19 protein-coding genes are annotated in these 19,521 nt (G+C 70.3%); 5 read left to right on the top strand and 14 right to left on the bottom strand.

The features are described from left to right. From OIE49_RS06500 to OIE49_RS06480, 5 genes are all read left to right on the top strand, one after another. Nucleotides 1-1,041 carry a hypothetical protein gene (locus tag OIE49_RS06500; RefSeq protein ID WP_326801487.1) on the top strand — a complete coding sequence of 347 codons (1,041 nt, stop codon included), beginning with the start codon at nt 1-3 and terminating at the stop codon, nt 1,039-1,041. Then, a complete protein-coding gene (locus tag OIE49_RS06495; protein WP_326801486.1) occupies nt 1,028-2,248 on the top strand; it encodes a hypothetical protein in 1,221 nt (406 codons plus the stop codon). Before OIE49_RS06500 ends, OIE49_RS06495 begins: the two co-directional genes overlap by 14 nt. A 50-nt stretch (nt 2,249-2,298) precedes the next feature. Next, entirely contained in the window at nt 2,299-3,003 is a 705-nt protein-coding gene (locus OIE49_RS06490) for an aminoglycoside phosphotransferase family protein (protein WP_326801485.1), read from the top strand. 21 nt (nt 3,004-3,024) lie between these two features. After that, nucleotides 3,025-3,741 carry an HAD family hydrolase gene (locus OIE49_RS06485; RefSeq protein ID WP_326801484.1) on the top strand — a complete coding sequence of 239 codons (717 nt, stop codon included), beginning with the start codon at nt 3,025-3,027 and terminating at the stop codon, nt 3,739-3,741. Nucleotides 3,742-3,874: 133 nt separating this feature from the next. Next, nucleotides 3,875-4,417, top strand: coding sequence for a kinase (locus OIE49_RS06480; RefSeq protein WP_326801483.1), 543 nt, complete (start codon nt 3,875-3,877; stop codon nt 4,415-4,417). A gap of 303 nt (nt 4,418-4,720) precedes the next feature. On the opposite strand, the gene OIE49_RS06475 is transcribed toward OIE49_RS06480, so the two are convergent. The 14 genes from OIE49_RS06475 to OIE49_RS06410 form a co-directional block, all read right to left on the bottom strand. After that, complete coding sequence (locus OIE49_RS06475; RefSeq protein WP_326806159.1) at nt 4,721-4,996, bottom strand: class I SAM-dependent methyltransferase; 276 nt, start codon at nt 4,994-4,996, stop codon at nt 4,721-4,723. Between the two features lie 198 nt (nt 4,997-5,194). Next, entirely contained in the window at nt 5,195-5,959 is a 765-nt protein-coding gene (locus OIE49_RS06470; RefSeq protein WP_326801482.1) for an NUDIX domain-containing protein, read from the bottom strand. Nucleotides 5,960-6,401: 442 nt separating this feature from the next. Beyond that, nucleotides 6,402-8,393 carry an ABC transporter ATP-binding protein gene (locus OIE49_RS06465; protein WP_326801481.1) on the bottom strand — a complete coding sequence of 664 codons (1,992 nt, stop codon included), beginning with the start codon at nt 8,391-8,393 and terminating at the stop codon, nt 6,402-6,404. Beyond that, nucleotides 8,390-8,857 carry an NUDIX domain-containing protein gene (locus OIE49_RS06460; protein WP_326801480.1) on the bottom strand — a complete coding sequence of 156 codons (468 nt, stop codon included), beginning with the start codon at nt 8,855-8,857 and terminating at the stop codon, nt 8,390-8,392. The genes OIE49_RS06465 and OIE49_RS06460 overlap by 4 nt, the downstream gene beginning before the upstream one ends. A gap of 618 nt (nt 8,858-9,475) precedes the next feature. Beyond that, nucleotides 9,476-10,417, bottom strand: a complete 942-nt coding sequence (locus OIE49_RS06455) for a hypothetical protein (RefSeq protein ID WP_326801479.1) — start codon at nt 10,415-10,417, stop codon at nt 9,476-9,478. A gap of 4 nt (nt 10,418-10,421) precedes the next feature. Continuing rightward, nucleotides 10,422-12,467 (bottom strand): methyltransferase, FxLD system, encoded by a 2,046-nt coding sequence (gene fxlM, locus OIE49_RS06450; protein WP_326801478.1) that lies wholly within the window; start codon nt 12,465-12,467, stop codon nt 10,422-10,424. A 36-nt stretch (nt 12,468-12,503) separates the two neighbouring features. Further along, nucleotides 12,504-13,571: a lanthionine synthetase LanC family protein gene (locus OIE49_RS06445; protein WP_326801477.1), complete on the bottom strand. Its 1,068-nt coding sequence runs from the start codon at nt 13,569-13,571 to the stop codon at nt 12,504-12,506. Then, nucleotides 13,568-15,607 carry a lantibiotic dehydratase family protein gene (locus OIE49_RS06440; protein WP_326801476.1) on the bottom strand — a complete coding sequence of 680 codons (2,040 nt, stop codon included), beginning with the start codon at nt 15,605-15,607 and terminating at the stop codon, nt 13,568-13,570. The genes OIE49_RS06445 and OIE49_RS06440 overlap by 4 nt, the downstream gene beginning before the upstream one ends. Before the next feature lie 89 nt (nt 15,608-15,696). Next, on the bottom strand, nt 15,697-15,882 hold the full coding sequence (locus tag OIE49_RS06435) for an FxLD family lanthipeptide (protein WP_067230160.1): 186 nt from the start codon (nt 15,880-15,882) through the stop codon (nt 15,697-15,699). Nucleotides 15,883-16,013: 131 nt separating this feature from the next. Then, complete coding sequence (locus OIE49_RS06430) at nt 16,014-16,484, bottom strand: DUF6082 family protein (protein ID WP_326801475.1); 471 nt, start codon at nt 16,482-16,484, stop codon at nt 16,014-16,016. A gap of 74 nt (nt 16,485-16,558) precedes the next feature. Next, nucleotides 16,559-17,134: a DUF6624 domain-containing protein gene (locus OIE49_RS06425; RefSeq protein ID WP_326801474.1), complete on the bottom strand. Its 576-nt coding sequence runs from the start codon at nt 17,132-17,134 to the stop codon at nt 16,559-16,561. Further along, a complete protein-coding gene (locus tag OIE49_RS06420) occupies nt 17,131-17,778 on the bottom strand; it encodes a hypothetical protein (RefSeq protein ID WP_401787366.1) in 648 nt (215 codons plus the stop codon). The genes OIE49_RS06425 and OIE49_RS06420 overlap by 4 nt, the downstream gene beginning before the upstream one ends. Further along, entirely contained in the window at nt 17,778-18,254 is a 477-nt protein-coding gene (locus tag OIE49_RS06415) for a helix-turn-helix domain-containing protein (protein WP_326801473.1), read from the bottom strand. The genes OIE49_RS06420 and OIE49_RS06415 overlap by 1 nt, the downstream gene beginning before the upstream one ends. Before the next feature lie 24 nt (nt 18,255-18,278). Beyond that, nucleotides 18,279-19,511, bottom strand: a complete 1,233-nt coding sequence (locus OIE49_RS06410; RefSeq protein ID WP_326801472.1) for a cytochrome P450 family protein — start codon at nt 19,509-19,511, stop codon at nt 18,279-18,281. Between the last annotated feature and the right edge of the window lie 10 nt (nt 19,512-19,521).

Raw genomic sequence — 19,521 nt, 5'->3', positions numbered from 1 at the left:
GTGCTTCTCGTCGCGGCCACCACCGATTCGCCCACCGACCCTGGCATCGCCTACACCCACCTCAGCGTCCCCGTATCCGGCCCCGCCCTCGTCCTTGACGGGCCGACCCTGCGCCGTCAGCTGTGGCATGGGCCCGAGCCCGGTCGCCCGAAACAGGCCGTCCTCGGGTTGGTCCACGTCCCCTTATGGGCCTGCCACATCGACAAATCCACCGGTGAGGCCCTCTTCTTCGTCACCGCGCAGTGGCGCCCGGACGCCGTCGTCCTGGCAGCCTTCCACCGCACCACCACGTCCGCCGACGCATCCGGAGACGTCACGGCGTGGGCCAGCGCCATCGCCGACGAGCGCGGCGCGGTGAACTTCCCGCTACCGCGCCCCGGCCATCGCTCCGGCCAGGGCCCAGAGGCCGAGGAGAAGATCACCCTCACAGTCCCGGCCAATCCCGCCGCAGTCGCACGTCTGCTGCGCGACCTTCTGCCCGCTACCGGTGTGCCGGTCTTCGGCGCCACCATCCACCGGCGGGTCCTGCGCTCGGACATCTATCTGCCGCCCGGCACCGGGCGGCGCGAGTACGCCGCTCTGACACCCCGCCCCGATGGAACCTGGTGGGCCAAGGCCAAAGTCCTCAAGGCCGGCCGTCTCCACAAGAGCATTCGCCCCGCCGCCACCCGTGACGAGGCCCTGGCCCAGGTCGCCGAAGCCCTCGGCCACCCGCGCCTCGTTCATACCGGCACGCTCCACCGCGCCACCTGGGACCTGCCCTCGCCGGCCGACGCGGACGGCCACTGGTCCACCGTCACCGTTGACACCACCACCCTCGCTCCGCACCCCGGCACCCTCCAACAGGTCGAGATCGAGTACGGGGCCTGTTTCACCGCCACCCCTGTCACCGCGACCGCCGCCCGGATCCGGCACTCCGTGACCGAGACCGCCGACACCGTCGCCGCCGCCCTGACGGCCCACCACATCCCGCACGTCCGCAACGGCCAGAGCAAGATCGAACACTTCCTCGCAGCCGGAGACGCCGATGCCCGCCACTGATCAGGCCATACCCGTGCTCGACGCCTTCCTCGACGGCGACGTCAACGTGGCCGCCCTCGACGCGTGGTGCACCGAGAAGATCACCGTCCAGCTCGGCGGCCTCACGATCGAGGTACTCGCATCGACCAGCATGGCAACGACCTACGTACAGCGCCTGTTCATGCCGCCCAGCGACCTGTGGAACGTCGTGCGCCCCGACGCCGCGGCCACCGGCAGCAGCGCGACGATGCGCGCTCTCGCCCTGCCCCGTGCCCGCGTCGCGGCCCTTGCCGAGCGTGTCCGTTCAACGGGCACCGGAGCTCCACGCCACGTACGGATGCACGTCGGTGCCCCGGCAGCATGGCACCCGATGCCCGGCGGCCCGGTGCTCCTGACCGATCCCGATGCCGGGATCGCGCCGCAGCTCATCGTCCGCCACCCCGGCAACTTCACCGTCATCACCTGCGACGACACCGACGCCACGATGAACGCCGCCCGGCATCTGCGGGAGATCGGCTACCGGCGGGCCGAGGACGACGGCTGGGTGTGCCTGCACGCCTCGGCCGCCACTATGGACGGCCGCGGCATCCTGGTCGTCGGCGACTCTGGCGCCGGCAAGTCCACGCTCGCGCTCGCGCTGGCCGCGACCGCGAAGGGCGCCTTCCTTTCCAACGACCGCACCATGATCACCGCTTTCCCAGGTGCGGCTCCGCAGGCTGTCGCCATGCCCGGCCCGATCCGGCTCAACGGCGGCACCCTGCAAGCACTCGGATACGCGAGCGCCGAGCAGTGGGACCTCACGCGCCCCCAGTCCACGATGAACACCGACTGGCAGAACTTCCGCGGCTCCAACAAACTGCACATCCTCCCCTCCGAATGGCACGAGCGCACCGGCACGCCACTGGCAACGACCGCAACCGTGGATCTCGTCGTCTTCCCACAGGTCATCCAGGACTCCCAGGAGCTACATCTGCAGGCGATGCGCCCAGAGTCGGCCCGGGAACTGCTGGGCGCTCAGCGCATGTCGCCGGGCGACAACATCTACGTCAGCGACTGGCTCGGCATCCGGACGAGCAGCCCCGACGCCCTCGCGCGCAATGGAGCCCGCGTTGTCGACGCCCTCGCCAGTCAGCCGGCCGTCAGCCTGCGCTTTGGCACCCGTGTCCCGTACGCCGCCGTCACCGAGACCGTGCGCGCGGCCTTCAGCAGCCCCGCTTCAAGCCGATGAGCGCCACAGTGATTCCCCCGAGCAACCGGCTTCTCCGCCTGCCTGGCGCCGTGGCCAAGGTCTACCGCGAACCCTGGCGCGCACACACCGAGAAGGCAGCTCTGCAGAGGCTTTCCGAGGCCGGCATACGAGCCCCGTCCGTACTCGCGGGCGGTTCCGTCCGGGGCCGCCGACTGCTGATCCTGCGACGTCTGCACGGCACGGCGCCGGGCAGTGGTGAGGAGGCGCTGCGGCGGGTCATCCCCTACCTGCATCGCGTCCACCAGATCACCGGCCCCGGCTTCGGTCGTCTCTTCACCCCGGTGGCCGCAAGCTGGGGAGACTACCTGCGCGAGCGGCTCCTCTCGTATCAGGCCGCGCTCGCCCGCCACGGATTCCACGAAGCCGCCGCCACCGCCGAGGCACTGGCGAGTGCGTCCCCACCCGAGCCGGACGCGCCTCGTCTCCTGCACAACGATCCGGAACCCGGGAACTTCCTGTTCGGGCCAGCCGGTACCGCGGGCCTCGACTGGGAGCTGGCGATCTACGGGGATCCGAGCCTCGACTACGCCCGGGCCGCTCATGCCTTCGTTGTCCATCCGGTCCAGATGAGCCGACTCCTTACCGACCACGGCATCCCGCACTCAGAGGAGACCTTGGCCGTCTACCGCTCCGTTCACCTGCTAGGACGTCTCATGTCAGCGGTCACCGCCACCCCGCCCGACCCCGTGGCTGCCCAGCGCCACGCACGAGACCTGATCACGAAGACCACTTGACGACGCGACAGCGAGGCCCCCATGCAGGCACGTCACCCCCGAATCGGCCCGCCGGCCGACCAGCACTCGTCCACCTCACCACGCGAACGCGACGCGCTCGGCGCCGCTTCACCACCCGACTCCAGCTGCCCGGCACCCGGCACCTGCGACCATGGGAATCCTCCGGACCCGGACCGCTACGACGCGGTGCTCTTCGACTGGGACGGAACGCTCGTCAACAGCCATCCCCTCAACTTCCGCGGTCTCTCGCGCGCCTGCACCAGATGGGGTCTCACCATGGACGAGTCGTTCTACACGTCCAGGATCGGGACCTCCGGTGCAGAGCTGATCAGCGAACTGGCAGCCGCCACGGGGACCCACGTGCCGATCGACGAGGTTGTCGCTCAGTGTCTCGACCTGATCCTCGACGAGATCGCCGAACTGCAGACATACCAACCGGTGGTCCAGCTTGCCGAGACCCTGCACGGCCGCCTGCCCCTGGCCATCGCCTCGGGCGGTGCACGCCGAGCCGTCCACGCCGGCCTCGACGCCACCGGCCTACGCCCTCTATTCACCGACATCATCACCGGTGAAGACGCCCCTCGGGGCAAACCGGACCCCGGGCTGTTCCTCCTCACCGCGGCCCGCCTCGCCGTCGCACCAGCCCGCTGCCTGGTCTACGAAGACTCGACCGAAGGTGTACAGGCAGCCAAGGCCGCAGGCATGGACGTCGTGGACGTTCGGTGTTTCCGAACATAATCCAGCCGAGCCCCCGAAGGGTGCACCGACGGGCACTCGAACGCGCAGAACCGGCACGGGCCGCTTCGCATAGAGAAGGATCCGTGCCTGTAGTGGCGTCGCCAGCATCCCCAGACATCGCTGCTCGCGTAGCGTGACGCAGGTGATGGTGGGCACAGAAGAGACGCGGCTGGTGATCGTACGAGGCAATAGCGGCTCGGGAAAATCGAGCATCGCGGTCGGCATGCGTGAGAGGTTCGGGCGCGGACTAGCCTTGGTCAGCCAGGACAACCTCCGCTGTGTGGTTCTGTGCGAGCACGACCGGCCCGGGGCGGCGAACATCGGCCTGATCGACGTCGTCGCCCGCTACGCCCTCGCTGCGGGCTATCACGCGGTGATTGAGGGCGTCCTCTACGCCGAACACTACAGCGACATACTGGCCCAACTACGTGCCGACCACCGTGGCGTGAGCCACGGCTACTACCTGGACATGCCTTTCGAGGAAACCCTGGCCCGCCACGCCACCAAGCCCGATCTCGCTCACATCAGCGAGGCGCAGCTCCGCTCCTGGTACCGGGAACATGACCTGCTGCCCCGCGCTATGGAGACCGTCATTGGTGCCGACAGCACTTTGGCCGGGACAATCGACCGCATCATGTGTGATACCGGTCTGGCAGACCTTGCGGCTCCGGAGTAGCTGGCGTAGGAAGGTGTCAAGCCCCGGGGATTGATGTTCAGTCTCTACTAAAGGGGGACCATGCTGTTGCTACTGGACGGCGCGACAGCACCGCATATGGCTCATGGCCGCAGGACCCGCCCGGCATAGGGCTCACGTGCCGGAGGTGGCTGCTGATCGGTCGGGCAGGCGGCGGGCATGGATGAGCTGCTGGATGACCGCGGCAGAGTCGTCTGGGTGGTGCAGCAGATCGGTGGCCTCAACACGGATGCACCTCCGTGGACGGGGCGCGGCCGTGCAGGTCGGTGTGCAGGAGCGAGAGGATCAGGGGGGCGCCGGGACGCAGTCCGTCGCGAAGTGCCGCGGCAGCGAGCGGTGGGGGTCGATGAACCCCAGCGTCCCGATCGCGTACGCGGCGTCGAACGGCTCGGCCTCGGCCAGGTACTCGGCCACGTCTCCTTGGACGAACTCGACACCTTCAACGTCCGCGTGGGTGGAGATGGCGCGTTCGTGCTGGGCCGGGGACAGCTCGATGCCGGTGACGCGGGCGCCGTGCGCCTGGGCGAGATGGACGGCGTGGTGGCCGGCGCCGGAGACGATTTCCAGGACGTGGCGGCCGGTGACGTCACCGAGGACTTCAGCTTCCGGCCCGATCCCTTCCCCAGGACGTCCAGGACAGCCGGTCGGGGATGGACGGTGTGAAGGCGCGGGCCAGTTGTCGCTGGCCGTAGATTAACCAGGCTTGGGTGTTGGTGTCCTCGGCGGGCACGACTGCCTCTTGGGTGGGCGGGCCGGGGATCAGGTGTGCGTGATGAGGTAGGCGGGGCCCTCGCCGCGACGGGCTCGTTCGATGGCGTCGAGACGGGAGAAGGCGCGCGGCGCCATCAGCTCCTGCCAAGTGGCGAGATCGTGGACGGCCCACATGTCGTGTTCGGCGGGATCGAGGCGGATCCGGCCGAGCTGGTCCGCGGTCAGCCGTCCTCCGTCGAATACAAGCCCTACTTTGTTCAGCGGCAGGCGGGGCCCGGCGTGCAGGAAGTGCGTCAGGAGCAGTCTCGGCGTGAGCAGGCCGAGCTCGAGGCCGGTCTCTTCGACCGCTTCGCGGCGGGCGGTCTGCAGCGGGTCCTCTCCTTGGGCGTCCAGGTTGCCGCCCGGGAACTGCCAGAGGCGCGAGCCGTAGACCGAGCGCAGTTGGACAGGCCGGTCGTGTTCGTCGCGGATGTACAGGCAGCCGTACACCGTGTGGTGGGGGACGGTCTGCGCGTACTGCGCGGGCGTCATCGGCATGGGGCGGCCCGGACGGGCAGGACGGTGGTCGAATTCGAGGGCGAGGGCGCCGAGCGCTTCTTTGGCCGGCGGGTAGATGCTGCGGAGGTTGGCGAGCAGTTCTCCGGGCGGCCCGTCCGGGTCGATGCGCGCGGGATCCTCCGAGCTGAGCAGATCCTCGAAGGTCGGGTATGGGGTGATCCGCTGCACGGTGACGTCGAGTTCCCGCCCGGTGTCCCGGTCGTGGAAGACGACCGTGTCGCCGGCTGCGACGGTGCGCTTCTGCGGGGTGGCCACCCTCACTTCGATCGTCTTACGGCCATGCCTCCACTTGGCGGTAGTACCGCGGGAGCAGGTGCATGTGATACTCCCGCGGTTCATCTCCTGTCGCCGGACTCGGGACGGCTGGAACCGCCTGTTGGGTGTCGTCAGGCACGCGTGCCTCCGTTGGATGCGGTGTGTCCGTTGCGGTCTGTTGAACCGGGGTGCTCCATGACTCAGGCTCCGGGGCGGCCGGTCACTGGTTGCGGCCTTGGGTTCGCAAGCGCGCCAGGGTGCGGTGGCTGCGCTCTTGCGTTTCCGCGTCGACGTGGGTGGCGCCGTACTGCCTGCTCGACCGCCGGGGTGCGGATGTGTCCGGCAGTGGCCAAGTGGTCGGCCAGCAGGTGGCGCAGGAGGGTGGCTTGGTCGAGGTCCGTGGTGGGGGGCGTGGTCACGGTGGGCCTTCCGGTCGAGCGGGTCATACCTGGTCCGAGACGGTGGGCGCAGCAGGGTTCGGGATGATCGCGGTCGGGGCGTACTGGGCGGCCTGGGCGTCGAACATGGCGGCGTACCGGCCGCGGGCGGCGATGAGCTCGTCGTGGGTGCCGTGCTCGGCGAGGTGCCCGCTGTTGAGGACGTAGATGTGGTCGGCATGGCGAACGCCGGACATGCGGTGGGTGACCAGGACGACGGCCCGGTTCGGCGCGGCGAGACGGCGGATGCGATCGAAGGCTTCGATCTCGGCTTCGGGGTCGAGGGCGGAGGTCGGCTCGTCCACGATGAGGACGCCGTCCGCCTGGGAGGTCGAGCTACGCCAGTGCGTGCGGGCCAGGCCAACTTTCTGCCATTCGCCGCCGGACAGTTCGATTGCGCCGCGGAACATGCGGGCCAGCAGACTGCGCAGTCCGTCGGGGAGTTTGGCGATCACGGGGCCGGCGACGGCGTAGTCGACCGAGGGCTTCAGGTCGTCGTCCGTCGCGGGGTGGTCGGGGCGGCCGAGGCGGATGTTCATCGCGGCGGTCACGGGCCAGCGCTGGAAGTCCTGGGTGAGCAGGGAGACGCGCTCGAAGACCTGGGCCCGGTCGAGGCCGGTAAGGTCCGCCTCGCCCCAGCGCAGCGTGCCGGACTCAGGCAGCAGCATGCCCGAGAGGATCTTCATCAGGGTGCTCTTGCCGGAGCCGTTCTCGCCCACTACGGCGGTGACCGATCCCATCGGCAGCGTCAGGGAGACCCCTTCCAGGGCCGCGGTGTGCCGGTCGGGGTAGCGGTAGGTGACCCGGTCCAGAACGATCTCCTTGACCCGTTCTGGTACGGGCGCACCGCCGGCGGGCAGCGTCCGCTGGCCGGCTTGCGTGAGGAAGCGGCCGTGGTCGCGGACGTAGAGGCTCTCCTCGTGCAGCTGGTTGATGTTCATGACCAGCGCCCCCAGGCTCGCCGAGCCGGTCCGTACGGCGATGACGGCGGTACCGGCGACGGCGAGGCTCATGTGCCCAGCCATGATCAGCCAGAACATGGCCGCGTAGGTCGCGGCCATCGCCAGTCCCGACAGCGCGGAGGCGACCCACTCGGTCAGGGCCTTGCTGGAGGCAAGGCGCTCCTGTTCGGCCTCGGCGCTCTCGGCCATGCGCTCGTAGCGGCTGAGGAGGAAGGCGCCGACCGCGTGGAGACGGACTTCCTGTGCGGCGGTGCGTTCGGTGAGCAGGTTGCCGATGAGGCGGCTGGCCCGCACGTGCTCGATCCAGCTCATCACCGACACGTACCGTTCCTGGGCCACGCGCATGGCGCCCCAGCCGCGCGGGGCGGCGATGAGGATCAGCATGGGCAGCAGCGCGGGGTGCAGTACGGCGAGGACGCCGGCGGTGGTGATCAGGGAGATGAGGCCGTTCAGCGCAGCGACGCAGGCGCTGATCATGCGACGGGCGGAGCCGGGGCCGTGCTGGGCGATGTCCACGAGCCGCCGGAAGTCGGGGTCGTCGATGGCTTCCAGTTCGACGCGGGCTGCGGCGGCCAGGTACTGAGTGGTGGCGATCCGCTCGACCTTGGGTTCCAGGCGTCCTGCGCGGGAGGTGGACCAGGCGGACAGGGCGGAGTTGACGACGCCGATGACGGCGGCGGCCAGCAGGCCGGGTAACAGGGCGTGGAGCCGCTCGGCAGCGGTGCCGCTGCCGGCGAGCAGGGCGTGCATGACGGCGTTGACGGCGAGCAGGCCGGCGGCTGCGGCGATGCCCTGGCCGATCTCGCTGATTCCGACGGAGAGCAGGGCACGCTGGTCAGCCTGCCAGGCCATGCGCAGCGTGGCGCCGACGAGTGCGGGCATGGAGCGCAGCGCGGACATCATGGTCAGGTCCAAGGTCGCGTGCTCGTGCTGGGACCAGCCCATGTCGTAGCGCAGTGGTCCGCCGAACAGCTCGTGTTCGGCGTCGGAGACTTGGGGGTCGGCCATCGTGACCGGGCCGAAGAACCTCTTCACCGGGCGCCTCCCGCAGGCCAGTTGGTGGCCCGGTAGGACGGGCCATGGGTGAGCAGGTGGAAGATCGTGGCGGTGTAGGGGTGGCAGTCCGGCGACGGTGTCTCCATGGGCACCCAGAAGAGCCCTTCGTGCTTGTCCGGCTCGGCGTTGTACGGCTCACCCGTCCAGGACTGCGCGACGAACACGGCGGTGATCCGGTCCGGGCCACCGTCGGGGTCGTGGTGGTGGATGAGGCCGCAGAACTCCTGCTGCTCAGCGCTGATGAGGACTCCCACCTCCTCCTTGGCCTCGCGTCGCGCAGCGTAGTCGAGTGGTTCACCGGCTTCCAGATGGCCGCCCACGACAGTGAGCTGTCCCGGCGCGAGGGCGGCCTCCGGTGGACGGCGCACGCACAGGGCGGCGCCGTTCGCACGAAGCAGGACCTGCGCGACGTCGGCGATCAGCTGGTGAGGCGAGTCGCTCACAGGCCGCCCTCCTGTACCAGGCGTTCGACAGTGCGCCGACCACTGGTCACGAGGGCATCGCCGTGCCGGAAGCTGTAGGTAAGGACGGACGACGGGAGACGAGTGGGCTGCGTCATGCCAGGTACCTCGTATCCGGTCGTGATTCCTGCGGCGAGCTGGGAGTTGCGGCCATCGGCAGTGTGAAAAGTGATGCCCGAGGAGGCGGAGGTGTTTTCGAACGCAGGACGAACGAGGGCAGGGCGGCGTACGGGATGCATGGGGACTCCTCGGGGCGAGATGCGGACGGGTGATCGGGTAACGGGGGTTCTGGTGTCGCCGTAACGGGTGGGAGCGGGCGAAATCTAGAACTCAAATTCGAATACCGGGTCCTTTCCTTGTGTGGTCGTGTGCGGCGGTTCGTGATGCTGTGTTCGATCACTCACGTGGGTGGCGGTACCTCCTTCGGGGGACTGCCTGCTGTTGCCTTGTCGCCCTGCAGGAGTCGCCTCAGTTCGGCTTCGCCGAGGGTGACGGACTTCGACAGAGCCTGGTGGTCGGCAGCGGGCAAGGTGCCGACCCCGAGCCCCGCAGTCGCGATCACTCCGCAGAGCACATCTATCCTTCCCGGACTGAGGGCTGCTACAGCCGGATGGTTGAGGACCTCACGTGCCGCGTAGGCGTCGAGGCAGGCCACGTCGGCGACGGTGCCGGGCAGCATGTCCGCGGATGACCCGGTGGGGTCCAGCTCCAGGGCGGACAGGCCCGCCGGGTCTGGAACACGGCGGTCGACGGATCCGGGTGGTTCAGGAGCGCGGCGGCTTCGCTCAGCGTCCGGCCGAGGTCGGCCTGTGGAACCGAGCCGTCGTTGGGGCGGCAGTGGGCGCGCAGGATCTGGCCAACGAGGCTTTCCCAGGATTCCGTGGGCTGGGTGGTGTCGATCAGGTCGCGGGCCTGCTGGTCCAGCCCCTCTTCCATCAGGGCCATGACTTTGATCTGGCGGCCGTCGAGGAGCCGGTTGCCTATGCCGCGGTGCTGGGCCATGGCCTCGGCCGCGTCGGTCCATCGGCCGATGCGGGCGAGAGCACGGGCGCCGTCCACGAGCAGCGTGACCCACAACTCCTGGCACACCGTGCGGTGATCCTCATCCGTGCCGGTCAGGGGCGAGAGGTCGATGGTGTGTCCGTCGACCTCGGTCTTCTCCTGCTGCCGCGCGGCGTGGTTGAGGCGGACCAGCAGGTTATAGGCGGCCTCACCCTGGCCGTCGCGGGTCAGCAGCCGGGAGAGGTTGACCAGCGGCATCAGCGACATGACGGCGATCGGTCCGCTCAGGCGTCCGGCGTCGGCGAAGACCTGGTGCTGGCGCCAGCACAGGTCGGCGGCCAGGTCGGGCAGGCCGACGTCGGAGGCGATGAGCGCGGCGTAGTTGAGGACCCCGCAGGCGCGGGCCACCAGGTCATGGTGACTCGCACCTGCGGGCGCGACGGTCAGCCCGGTGAGGTGGTGGATGCGCTCCTCCAAGGGGAGCGCGGGCGCCTTGGTGCGGCGGACCAGGGGAATGCGGCTGGCTATCGCTGGGATCATCGGCTCAGCCCTTGCGCGCCCAGTCGACGACCAGTCGGCTGTAAGGCTTGTCGACGACGAAGCGGGCGTCGTCCGCCGTCAGCCGGTCACGCGAGTCCGCGACGGCCATCCGGAAGCTCGGCTCGGGTGCGTCGTTGCCGCCGGTCGCGTCCCAGGCGCGGATCTCGCTCACGACGCGCTCGGCGAGGTCGGAGCCGCCCTCGCCGTGGCCGATCACGCCAGCCTCCCAGTACCGGCCCTTCTCGTCCTCGCCCTCGCGGATGATCAGGTACGCGAGCGATCCGCCGTCGAGGGCGGCCATGGAGCCCCAGCCGAAGTGCGGGGTGAACCCGGGGCGCTGGCCCGGCAGCCGGGACAGACCGTTGGGCAGCACGCAGGCCAGGTACAGGTACAGCCACTCCCACGGGGAGCCCTGACGGAACTTCACTCCCGTGTAGATCTTGGTCTGCTGCTGGTCGAGGACGGTACGCAGGGCGTCGCGGTCGACGTCCTGTTCGCTGAACGTCTCCAGGCGCACGTTGCCCTCGCCGGCCATCGGGACGAGGGTGTACACGTCGTCGCAGACGCCCTTGCGTAGCGGGATGAAGGTGGCCATCTCGCAGGAGACGGTCTTCCACGTCTCCCCGTCGCGTTCGAAGGCGAAGGAGCGGGAGATGCTGCCGCGGATGCGCATCGGCAGGACCAGGCGTCCGCCGGGGGCAAGCTGGTCGAGGATCTTCACGGGGACATCGCCGGAGCCGACGGTGAAGATGATCCGGTCGTAGGGGGCGTGCTCGGGCAGCCCGGCCGCGCCGTCGGCCATCACTGCGGTGGCGTTGTCGACGCCGGCCTCGGCGAGGTGCCGGCTGGCGCCTGCGGCGAGGTCCTGGTCGACGTCGAGGGTCCACACCTGCCCGCCGGGGGAGACGATTTTGCCGAGGAGGGCGGCGTTGTAGCCGGTGGCGGCTCCGGCTTCCAGGACCTTGTGGCCGGGCTGGGCGCCGAGCTGTTCGAGCTGGGTGGCGACGATGGACGGTGCGGAGATGCAGGAGATCATCTCCCCGTGCTCGTCGTACTTGATCGGGACCGCGTCCTCCTTGTACGCGCTCTCCAGGTCGACGCCGGGCAGGAAGGCGTGCCGGTCGGTGGTGCGGAACGCGTCGATGGCCGCCTGGCTACGCAGGTGGCCGCTGTCGACCAACCGCTGGGCGAGGGCTTTGCGCAGCTGGGTGGGTTCGGTTACGGGTGTCACGGTGGTCTCCATCCGAGGAGGGCTAGGGTCCGCCGCGGCGGACTTGCGGGTAGACACGTCAGCTCCTTCTCCGGTGGAGAAGGCGACGTGACGGCCGAGCCACGCGGTGGCGGCCTGCGCGTCGGCAGGTACGCCCGCGCGGTTGAACGCGAAGATCGCGTGATGGGCGAGGACGCCCCGGAGTCCGCGTATTAGCCGGCCGTCGGCGGCGAGCCAACGCAGGCGGCGGCCGGCGTCCTCGAACGCGGCGACCCGCTCGACCCAGCCCGCTTCCGCGTCGGGGCGCAGGGCGGCGTCCGCGTTCATCAGCCGCTGCATCGCGGAGACGGCCTTCTCCAGTGCGGGCCCCTTGGGCGGGGTGACGGTGGGCCGCAGGGCGGCCCACCGGGCGTAGACGTCTCCGGCTTCGAAAGGGTCCAGCCCAGCCTCGCGAATCATGGCGGACAGCAGCATCACGCTGCGCTCGCGGGCGCCGGGGGTGCCGGTCTCGGCAAGTGCGGCCGGGCTGTCGGCGCAGAACACGTCGTGCGCGACCGCCATGCTCTCGGGGCCGCCGAAAGCATGGGTCTCCGGCTCGTAGATGCCGCCTGTCCAGCTGGTGATCACGCGGTCGGTGACGAGCTGGTTCAGCAGGCCGGGGAAAGGCTGCTCGGTGCGCAGGCGCACGCCGGCGTCCTTGCGTAGGAAGTGGAAGCGGTGTCCGGCCAGTGTGGTCGCCAGGGCCCGGGCGGCGTCCGGGTGCGGGTCGGTGAAGGCCACGGAGGCGTGCCACCAGGGTGTGTCCACTGCGATCGGCAGGTTCTCGTCGTCGAAGGTCATGGGCAGGAAACTCCTTGCGAGGCGGCAGGGTGGTGGTCAGGTGAGCAGGAGGGCGCGGGTCCATCCGGTGGTGTCGGTGGCGTTCAGGGCGAGTTGGGCTCCGGCGCGGCCTTCCATGAATCCGGGTTTGGGCAGGTGCTCCCAGTCGGCGGCCAGCCGTCGGTGCAGGTCCTGGATGATCGGGGTGAAGCGGGCGGGTACGGGGCTGTCGGCGGCGACCGCGCGGGTGAGCATCAGCAGCCCGGCCCAGCCGTGACAGAGCGTGGAGTCGGTGATGCGGGCGAGCCGTAGCGGGTCGGCCAGGATGGTCTCGACGGTGTCCTCGGCCGTTTGGCGGCGGGCCGGGTCGCCGAGGGCGAGCGCGGCGAGCTGCTGTGCGCGGGCGATGCCGGGCTGGCCATAACACCAGGACTGGCGGGCCGGTTCCGCTTCGGAAGGCTGCTCGGCGTCCAGATGGGCTGCGGTGGAGCAGTAGCGGGCGCCGTGCCGCTCGAGCCAGGTCACGAACGTGCCGACGGCTTCCTCCTGGCCGGGGACGCTGACGCCTTCGCACAGGGCGAGGGAGAGCACGGCCAGGGGCCCGGCGATGCCGTGGGCCATGCCGTTGTTGCCGTGCCCGCCGGTCATCTCCTTTCCGTCCGGGCCGGCCGCCGACCACCACCCCGGCAGCAGCCGGCCGTCACCACGGGCAGGGCGGGCGAGCGCGACGAGGCAGGCGAGCACGTCGTGCAGCCGCGGTGCGGTCGGGCGCCGGGACAGCAGCAGTGCGGCGAGCCCGGTCAGGCCGCGGATGAGGTCCCATTCGGCGAGGTGGGGCAGCACGCCCGACGCCTGGCGGCGGTGGGCGGCGGCGAGCCGGGCGTCCACGACGCGGTCGACGGCCGCGCGGACCTCATCGCCGACCCCGTGGGCGCGGGCCAGCACGAACTCCAGGGCGGGGGCGCCGTGAAAGAGGCTGGCGTTGCTGCCGGTGCTGACCCCGGCGGTGGCCTGGGTGAGGTGGCGGCGGGCGGTGGACAGGTCACGGCGCTCGATGTCGAGCAGGGCCATCCCCAGGGCGCCCTCGGACAGGTCCTGCGTTCGGGGCACGGTTGTCGTGGTCATGAGCGCCTGGCCAGGGGGATGACGATGCTGTGGGCCCGGCCGCCGATCCATTCGTCGGCGTCCGGCGGGGGCGCCTCGTGCAGGGTGGCGATGCCGAAGGCGCTGGCGTCTAGGTGCGCGCGCAGGAGGTCCAGGTCGACGTCGCGGGTGAGGTCGAGGGGAAGCTGCTGGTCGTCCTCGGCGAGCAGGACCCGCTCCGGCACCCCGAAACGGGTTCGCCAGGCGTGGAGTTGGTCGGCCCACTGCTGGAGAGGGGCGGTCCGGGCGGGCAGCGTGCGGCTGCGGATCTTCCACCGGGCGGCGGTGAGGATGGTGCGCCGGTAGGTGAGGGCAGGGGTGAAGGGCAGGGCCCAGGCGGCGCCCCAGTCGAACCAGGTCACCTGCGGGGAGGCGGCTCGGCTGATTTCGCCGAGGAAGCGGGCCATCGGCGGGGTGTAGTTGTTCCACAGGAAGTTGATTGCGGTGGGGGCCAGCAGCTCCAGCGGCTTGCCCGTCGTGGACTCCACCAGCTGGGGGCGGCCACCGGTGACGGTGATCGCGAGGTCGCGGGGGAAGAGGACGTGCGGGGCGGGACGGCGGAATTCGCCGACGCTCACGATCCGGGGCAGGGCCTGCGGTGCGCGGGTGAGCAGGTCGGCCGGCACCCGTCCGGCGTGGAAGGTGAGCTGCGCGAGTTCTGCTTCCGGATGGACGGTGGGCAGGTTCGCGTACGCCGCCTCGATGCCGGGTAGGAGGTGCCAGAACCGCCCGATCATCGATCCGGCCGAGCGGGAGACGGTCAGCACGCGCAGCCGGAAGTTGCCCCGGTCCAGAGCCGGAACGGAGGAGGCGTGGACCTGTGCGGCCAGTTCGAGGTGGGGCGCCAGCTCGTGAGGCTGGTCGCCGGCCGCTGCTTCCAGTTCCTCGATCATCGCCCCGGTCAGGGCGACGCTGCGGCTGCTTTCGGCGGCGGCAGTGCCAGCCAATTCCAGCAGCAGGCGGTCACGCCTAGACATCGGGCGGGGCGGTTCGCTCGCCGTGACGAACCCTGCCGGGAAGCCCACGCCCCGGTCGGGATCCGTGGCCACGTCCACGGGCACCGCGGTGCTCTCGCCGTAGCGCTCGGTGAACTGCTCGATCCACCGGAGCCAGGCCGGTGTCCCGCTCGGGTGAGTGACCAGGCGGGCCAGGATGGTCGCCGCGGTCGCCGCTTCGGTCAGCACCTGCTCAGGCAGCCGCACGTCGGCGTCCAGCCGCAGGTCGCACGCTGTCCGCAAGCTGGCTGCCTGGGTGCGCGCCGCGGGCGGTAAGACGTCGGTGGGATCGGCGATGGTGGCGGGGGCGCGCAGGGAGGAGCGCAGCAGGCGCACCCGCAGCAGTTCACCCAGGAGCTGGTCGCGCGCGGTGTCCCTTACGGCGGGGAACTCCGCGGCCAGCTTGTCGGACAACTGGCGGTACCCGATCGGTGATCGGGCCAGGTCGAGGACGAGACGCAGTGCGGGGTTGAGGGCGAGGCGGAACTCGGCGTCGCCCTCGGAGGGCACGTGGATGTGCTCATCGCGCTGTCGGATCAGGGTGTTGACGCAGACCTCGGCGTCGGCCAGGCGGGTCGGGTCGCTCTCCCAAGTGCTGAGCATCTCCTCGAGCCCGACCGGCTCGGGGCGCGTCACGGCCTGGTGTTCGTCGCCGATGCGGACGGACGTGGTCTGGCCGAAGCCGAGCGGGGCTACTCCGGCGAACAGGCCGTAGGGGGTGGAGCGTCGTGCGTAGCGGATCGCGTAGCGGGCGGTGGACAGCGCCGCCCGGCGCATCCGGCGCACCTTCAGTGTGCGGCCGTCGATGATGGCCTGCACCTGGTCCACCAGATGAGGGCTAGCATGCGACACGGTCCGGCGGAAGTCGGTGTCGGACCACACCGTGCTCAGCCACGCGCGCCACTCTTCCACAGGCGCCGTGGACGCCGGCCAGGGCGGCGTGGCGGGCTCGGTCGTGTGCACAGCGGCGCGCAGCATGGCCTGCCCCGCGGCCTCGTACAGGCTGGGCCGGTGCCGTGTCATCAGTGCTCTCCTCATCTCCTGGCATGACGGGCTGGGGCGGGCCGGACGGGGAGAGCCCCGTCCGGCCCGCGCTGCCGGGGTGACCCGGCTTACGAGGTGGTGCAGGCGCTGGGGCAGGAGCTGCCGCAGGTGTCGCCCGTGCTGCACATCAGGACCGTCTCGGTCGCCGGCGTGCCCTCGATGAAGGTGATGTCGAGCCCGAACGGGTCGTCGTCGGTCTTCACGAGGTCCGCCTGCGCGGGGGCGGTCGGCCTCTCGGCCTGGATGGCGGTCATGCATGCCTCCTAGGAGTGGTGGATGGTGCTGGATGCCGAGGCCCGGTCGGGCTCCGGGGTCTGCTGCCAGACGGCGATGGGTGGCGAAGTCGCCTGAGCGATCGCGCGTCCGGGGTCGGTGTGTGGTGTCGTCAGGCTGCTGCGGGCTGCGCCTGCGGGCGGTTCTTCGCAGCCTGGTCCAGCACCCTGGTGAAGTGCTCGGCGCGCTCGTCTCCCTCCGCCTCCTGGGCGCGGAGGTCGCCGAACCGGTTCCAGTACCGCCGGCAGACCTCGCTCTCCATCAGCTTCGCGGCATACCACGGCAGATGTCCGGCACGGACGAAGCCGAGGCGGTCGCGGAGGCTGAGCGTGCAGATGAGCTGATTGGCCTTGAGCAGCTGCATGTACTCCTCGACGTCCATGTCCTCGGGCGCCCAGAGCTTGGCGAGGTCGGCGTTGATGGACATCTGTGCCAGCCAGTCGAGCTGGTTCCGGGCGACGATCGCCTCGTTCCGCTCGGCTTGGTGCCGCCGCGCGTCCTGCCGGAGCCGGGCGGCTCCGGCCATGGCGCTGGTGAGGGATACGGCAGCAGCGGCGGCGAGGACGGCCGTGGTGAGCTTCATTCGTGAACGGTCCTTTCGTGGGGCGGGATTGTGGACGTTCGTCCCGCTGGTGGAGATTGCAGGGCTCCGCTTCTTCATACGGCTCCCGCGAACACGACGGTGGGGGCGGCTTCGGCACTGCGATCCGGGGTGTACCGGCGGCGCACCGCCTTCAGCGCGACGGCGATCGGCGGAAGCCCGACGGTGGCCCTGCGCTCGTCCAGCGATTCCGGTGCGCGCAGCGGGCACAGCTCGACGCCGTCGGCTCGGAGGAGGAGTTGGGTTCCGTACTCCTGGTCGTGCCCGTGGTTGATCAGGGCACGGTCGTGCAGGTGCGCCCAGTGCTGGATGAGCGCATCGCTGGCCTGGACCGCACGCTCCAACAGGGTGGTGGCGGCGCGCTGGAAGTCAGGTTCATCATTGCTGTGAAGTGCGATGCTCCAGGCGGCGCGGGCGGCGGCAGGGCCGACAAGGCGGTGGCCGGGCCAGTCGTGATCGGCCAGCATGCGGCGCAGAACTTTGGTGTTGGCGTGGTCGGTGTGACGGCCTTGGCCGAGTTGCACGGCGTCGAGCTGGTTGCGCACTCGTTTGGCCCGGTGCACGGCCGACGCCTCGGCGCGGGCGATCAGCTCGCGGGCGAGGTCGGGCCGCTGCGGTTCGCCGGTCGTCACGCGCTGCCCCGATCACTCGGAGCCAGCTGCGGCATGCGGACCCGGCAGCCGATCAGCGTGCTGAGCCCGGGACGGTGCTCGGCGGCGAGTTCGAGGCGGGCGACTCGATCACCGTCCCGTCCAGGGCCGGATCCGCGCACATCCCAGCCCATGCCGGTGAGGCGGTTCAGGACCCGGGCGATCAGATCCACCTTGAGAGGGCGGCGGGCAAGAGCCTCTGTCCGCACACACGGCAGGTCGAGGCGGGCGGCGAAGTCGGAGGCCCACAGGGTGATCAGCCGGATCGTGTCGTCGGAGCGGCCGGGCAGGGTGTGGATGTGGCCGAGGAAGAGGCAGGGGCCCTCGCCCCATCCGAGGTCGGGCTCGCGTTGCGGGATCATGCTGGCCAGTAGCTCTCCGTCCTCGAACAGCCCGGCTGGCTTCTTCTGCGGGTCGCGGAGGAGAGCCGGGATGTCAGCGCGGGCGGGCACGGGCAGACCGCGGAGGGTGAGCCAGCGCTGACGGTCCTGGACGAGTGCGGCGGCTTCGGCCCGTTCGGCGTCCGTGCGCAGCGAACGCATCTCGTACGCGGACACGGACATCGGCGGGTGTTGAGGAGGTGCCGGCTGCTGCTCGGCTGCCGTGGAGGCCGGCGAAGTCGTCACTACCTCGCTCCGTTCTGCACCGCGCTGGTCTGGTGGGTGGTCAGCAGGTTCCAGCCATGCGCCCAGGCCACCAGGCGGGTGGCGTCCGGCGCACCCGTGTCGGCGAGCAACTGGTCGAGCGCGGCGTGCAGGTCAGCGGGAGCGATGCCGGCGGCGCGCGCGATGTCGAGCGGCTTGCTGTGCTCGGTGACGGCCCGCAGCAGCTTCGTCTGCTCGGCGCTCAGATCGGGCGCGGGCGCGTTGGGCGATGGGGCCGTGGCTTCGTTGGCGCTGAGCAGGCGGTGGGTGACGACCGCGAGGGAGCAGCGTTCGGGGCAGTGCAGCTTCGTGCGCAGGGTGCGCATGTGTGAGCGGACCGTGTGGTGCGACAGGGTCTCGGCGTCGGCTATCTGGCGCGCCGACAGGCCGTTGAGCACGTGCTGGGCGATGCGCCGTTCGGCCGGGGTGAGTGGCGTGGCCGGGGCGGGGGCGGTCATGGTGGTCTTCCTCGTCGGTATCGGTCAGCGGGTCGTGAGGGGACGCAGGCGCACGGGGACGGTGGTGTGTCCGTTGCTGATCAGGCTCGGCAGCCTCTCCAACTCCGCGTGGCGAGCAGTGAGTTCGACGTCGGGGAAGCGTTCGAAGAACAGGCGCAGGGCAGTGGCGACTTCGAGGCGGGCGAGCGGGGCGCCGAGGCAGTAATGGACGCCGTGTCCGAAGGCCAGGTGTTCCTTGCTGGGGCGGGTGGCGTCGAAGCGGCCGGCGTCCTGGTGCCAGTCGGGGTGGCGGTTGGCGGCGGCGTAGGAGGCGAGGATGGCGTCGCCCTTGCGGATGCTCTGGCCATCGGGGAGCGGGATGTCGGTGAGGGCGTAGCGAAGTGGCAGGTGTTTGATCGCGGGATACGCTCGCACGGTCTCCTCCACGAGGTCGTCCCAGCCGGCGCGGCCGGCGCGGAGGTGGCCGAGCTGGTCGGGGTCGGACAGCAGGGCGACCAGCCCCCAGTCGATCGCGTTGACGGTGGTCTCGTATCCGGCGCTGATCATCAGGACGAGGGTGTCGCGGAGCTGTTCGTGCGTGAGCCCGGACCCATCGCCCTCGTCGTCGCGGGCGGCGATGAGCAGCGAGGTCATGTCCTCGCCGGGGTCGGCGCGTTTAGCCTCGATCAGTGCGTCGAGAGCCTTGTAAAGGACAGCGGAGTTGGCTTCGGCCTCCTCGCGGGTGAGAGTCGTCTCGAAGACGCGGTCGACCACGCCGCGGAAACCGGCGCGCTGCTCCTGGGGGATGCCCATGATCTGGCAGATCACGGCGATCGGCACCGGGTAGGCGAGGCGTTCGCGCAGGTCGACCACCTCGCCGATGGGGAGGGCATCGAGGTCGTCGAGGAGCGTGGTGATGATCTCTTCGATGGCGGTCCCGAGAGCGGTGATGCGGCGTGAGCTGAAGGCGGGGGCGATCATGCGGCGCAGTCTGCGGTGGTCTCCGCCGTACGCGGTGAACATGTTCCGAACCGAGATCCACAGGGCCAGCGGCCAGACGGGCACGGTTTCCGCGAAGGCCGGCCAGTGGGCGCGGCCGTCCTTGGAGACGTCCTTGCTGGTCAGAAGCTGCTTGAGAACAACTGGGTCGGAGACGGACCAGGCGGTCACGCCGAGGATGTCCACCGGCGTGGCCGGGCCACGCTCGCGCAGGGCTTGGTGTTCGGCGTCCGGGTCGGATCCGGTGGGGTCGAGGACGAGGATCTGCTGTTCGGGCATGGTGGGGCCT

The organism is Streptomyces sp. NBC_01788 (assembly GCF_035917575.1).
Classification (GTDB): domain Bacteria; phylum Actinomycetota; class Actinomycetes; order Streptomycetales; family Streptomycetaceae; genus Streptomyces.
This window is presented reverse-complemented; position numbering and strand designations above follow the sequence as displayed.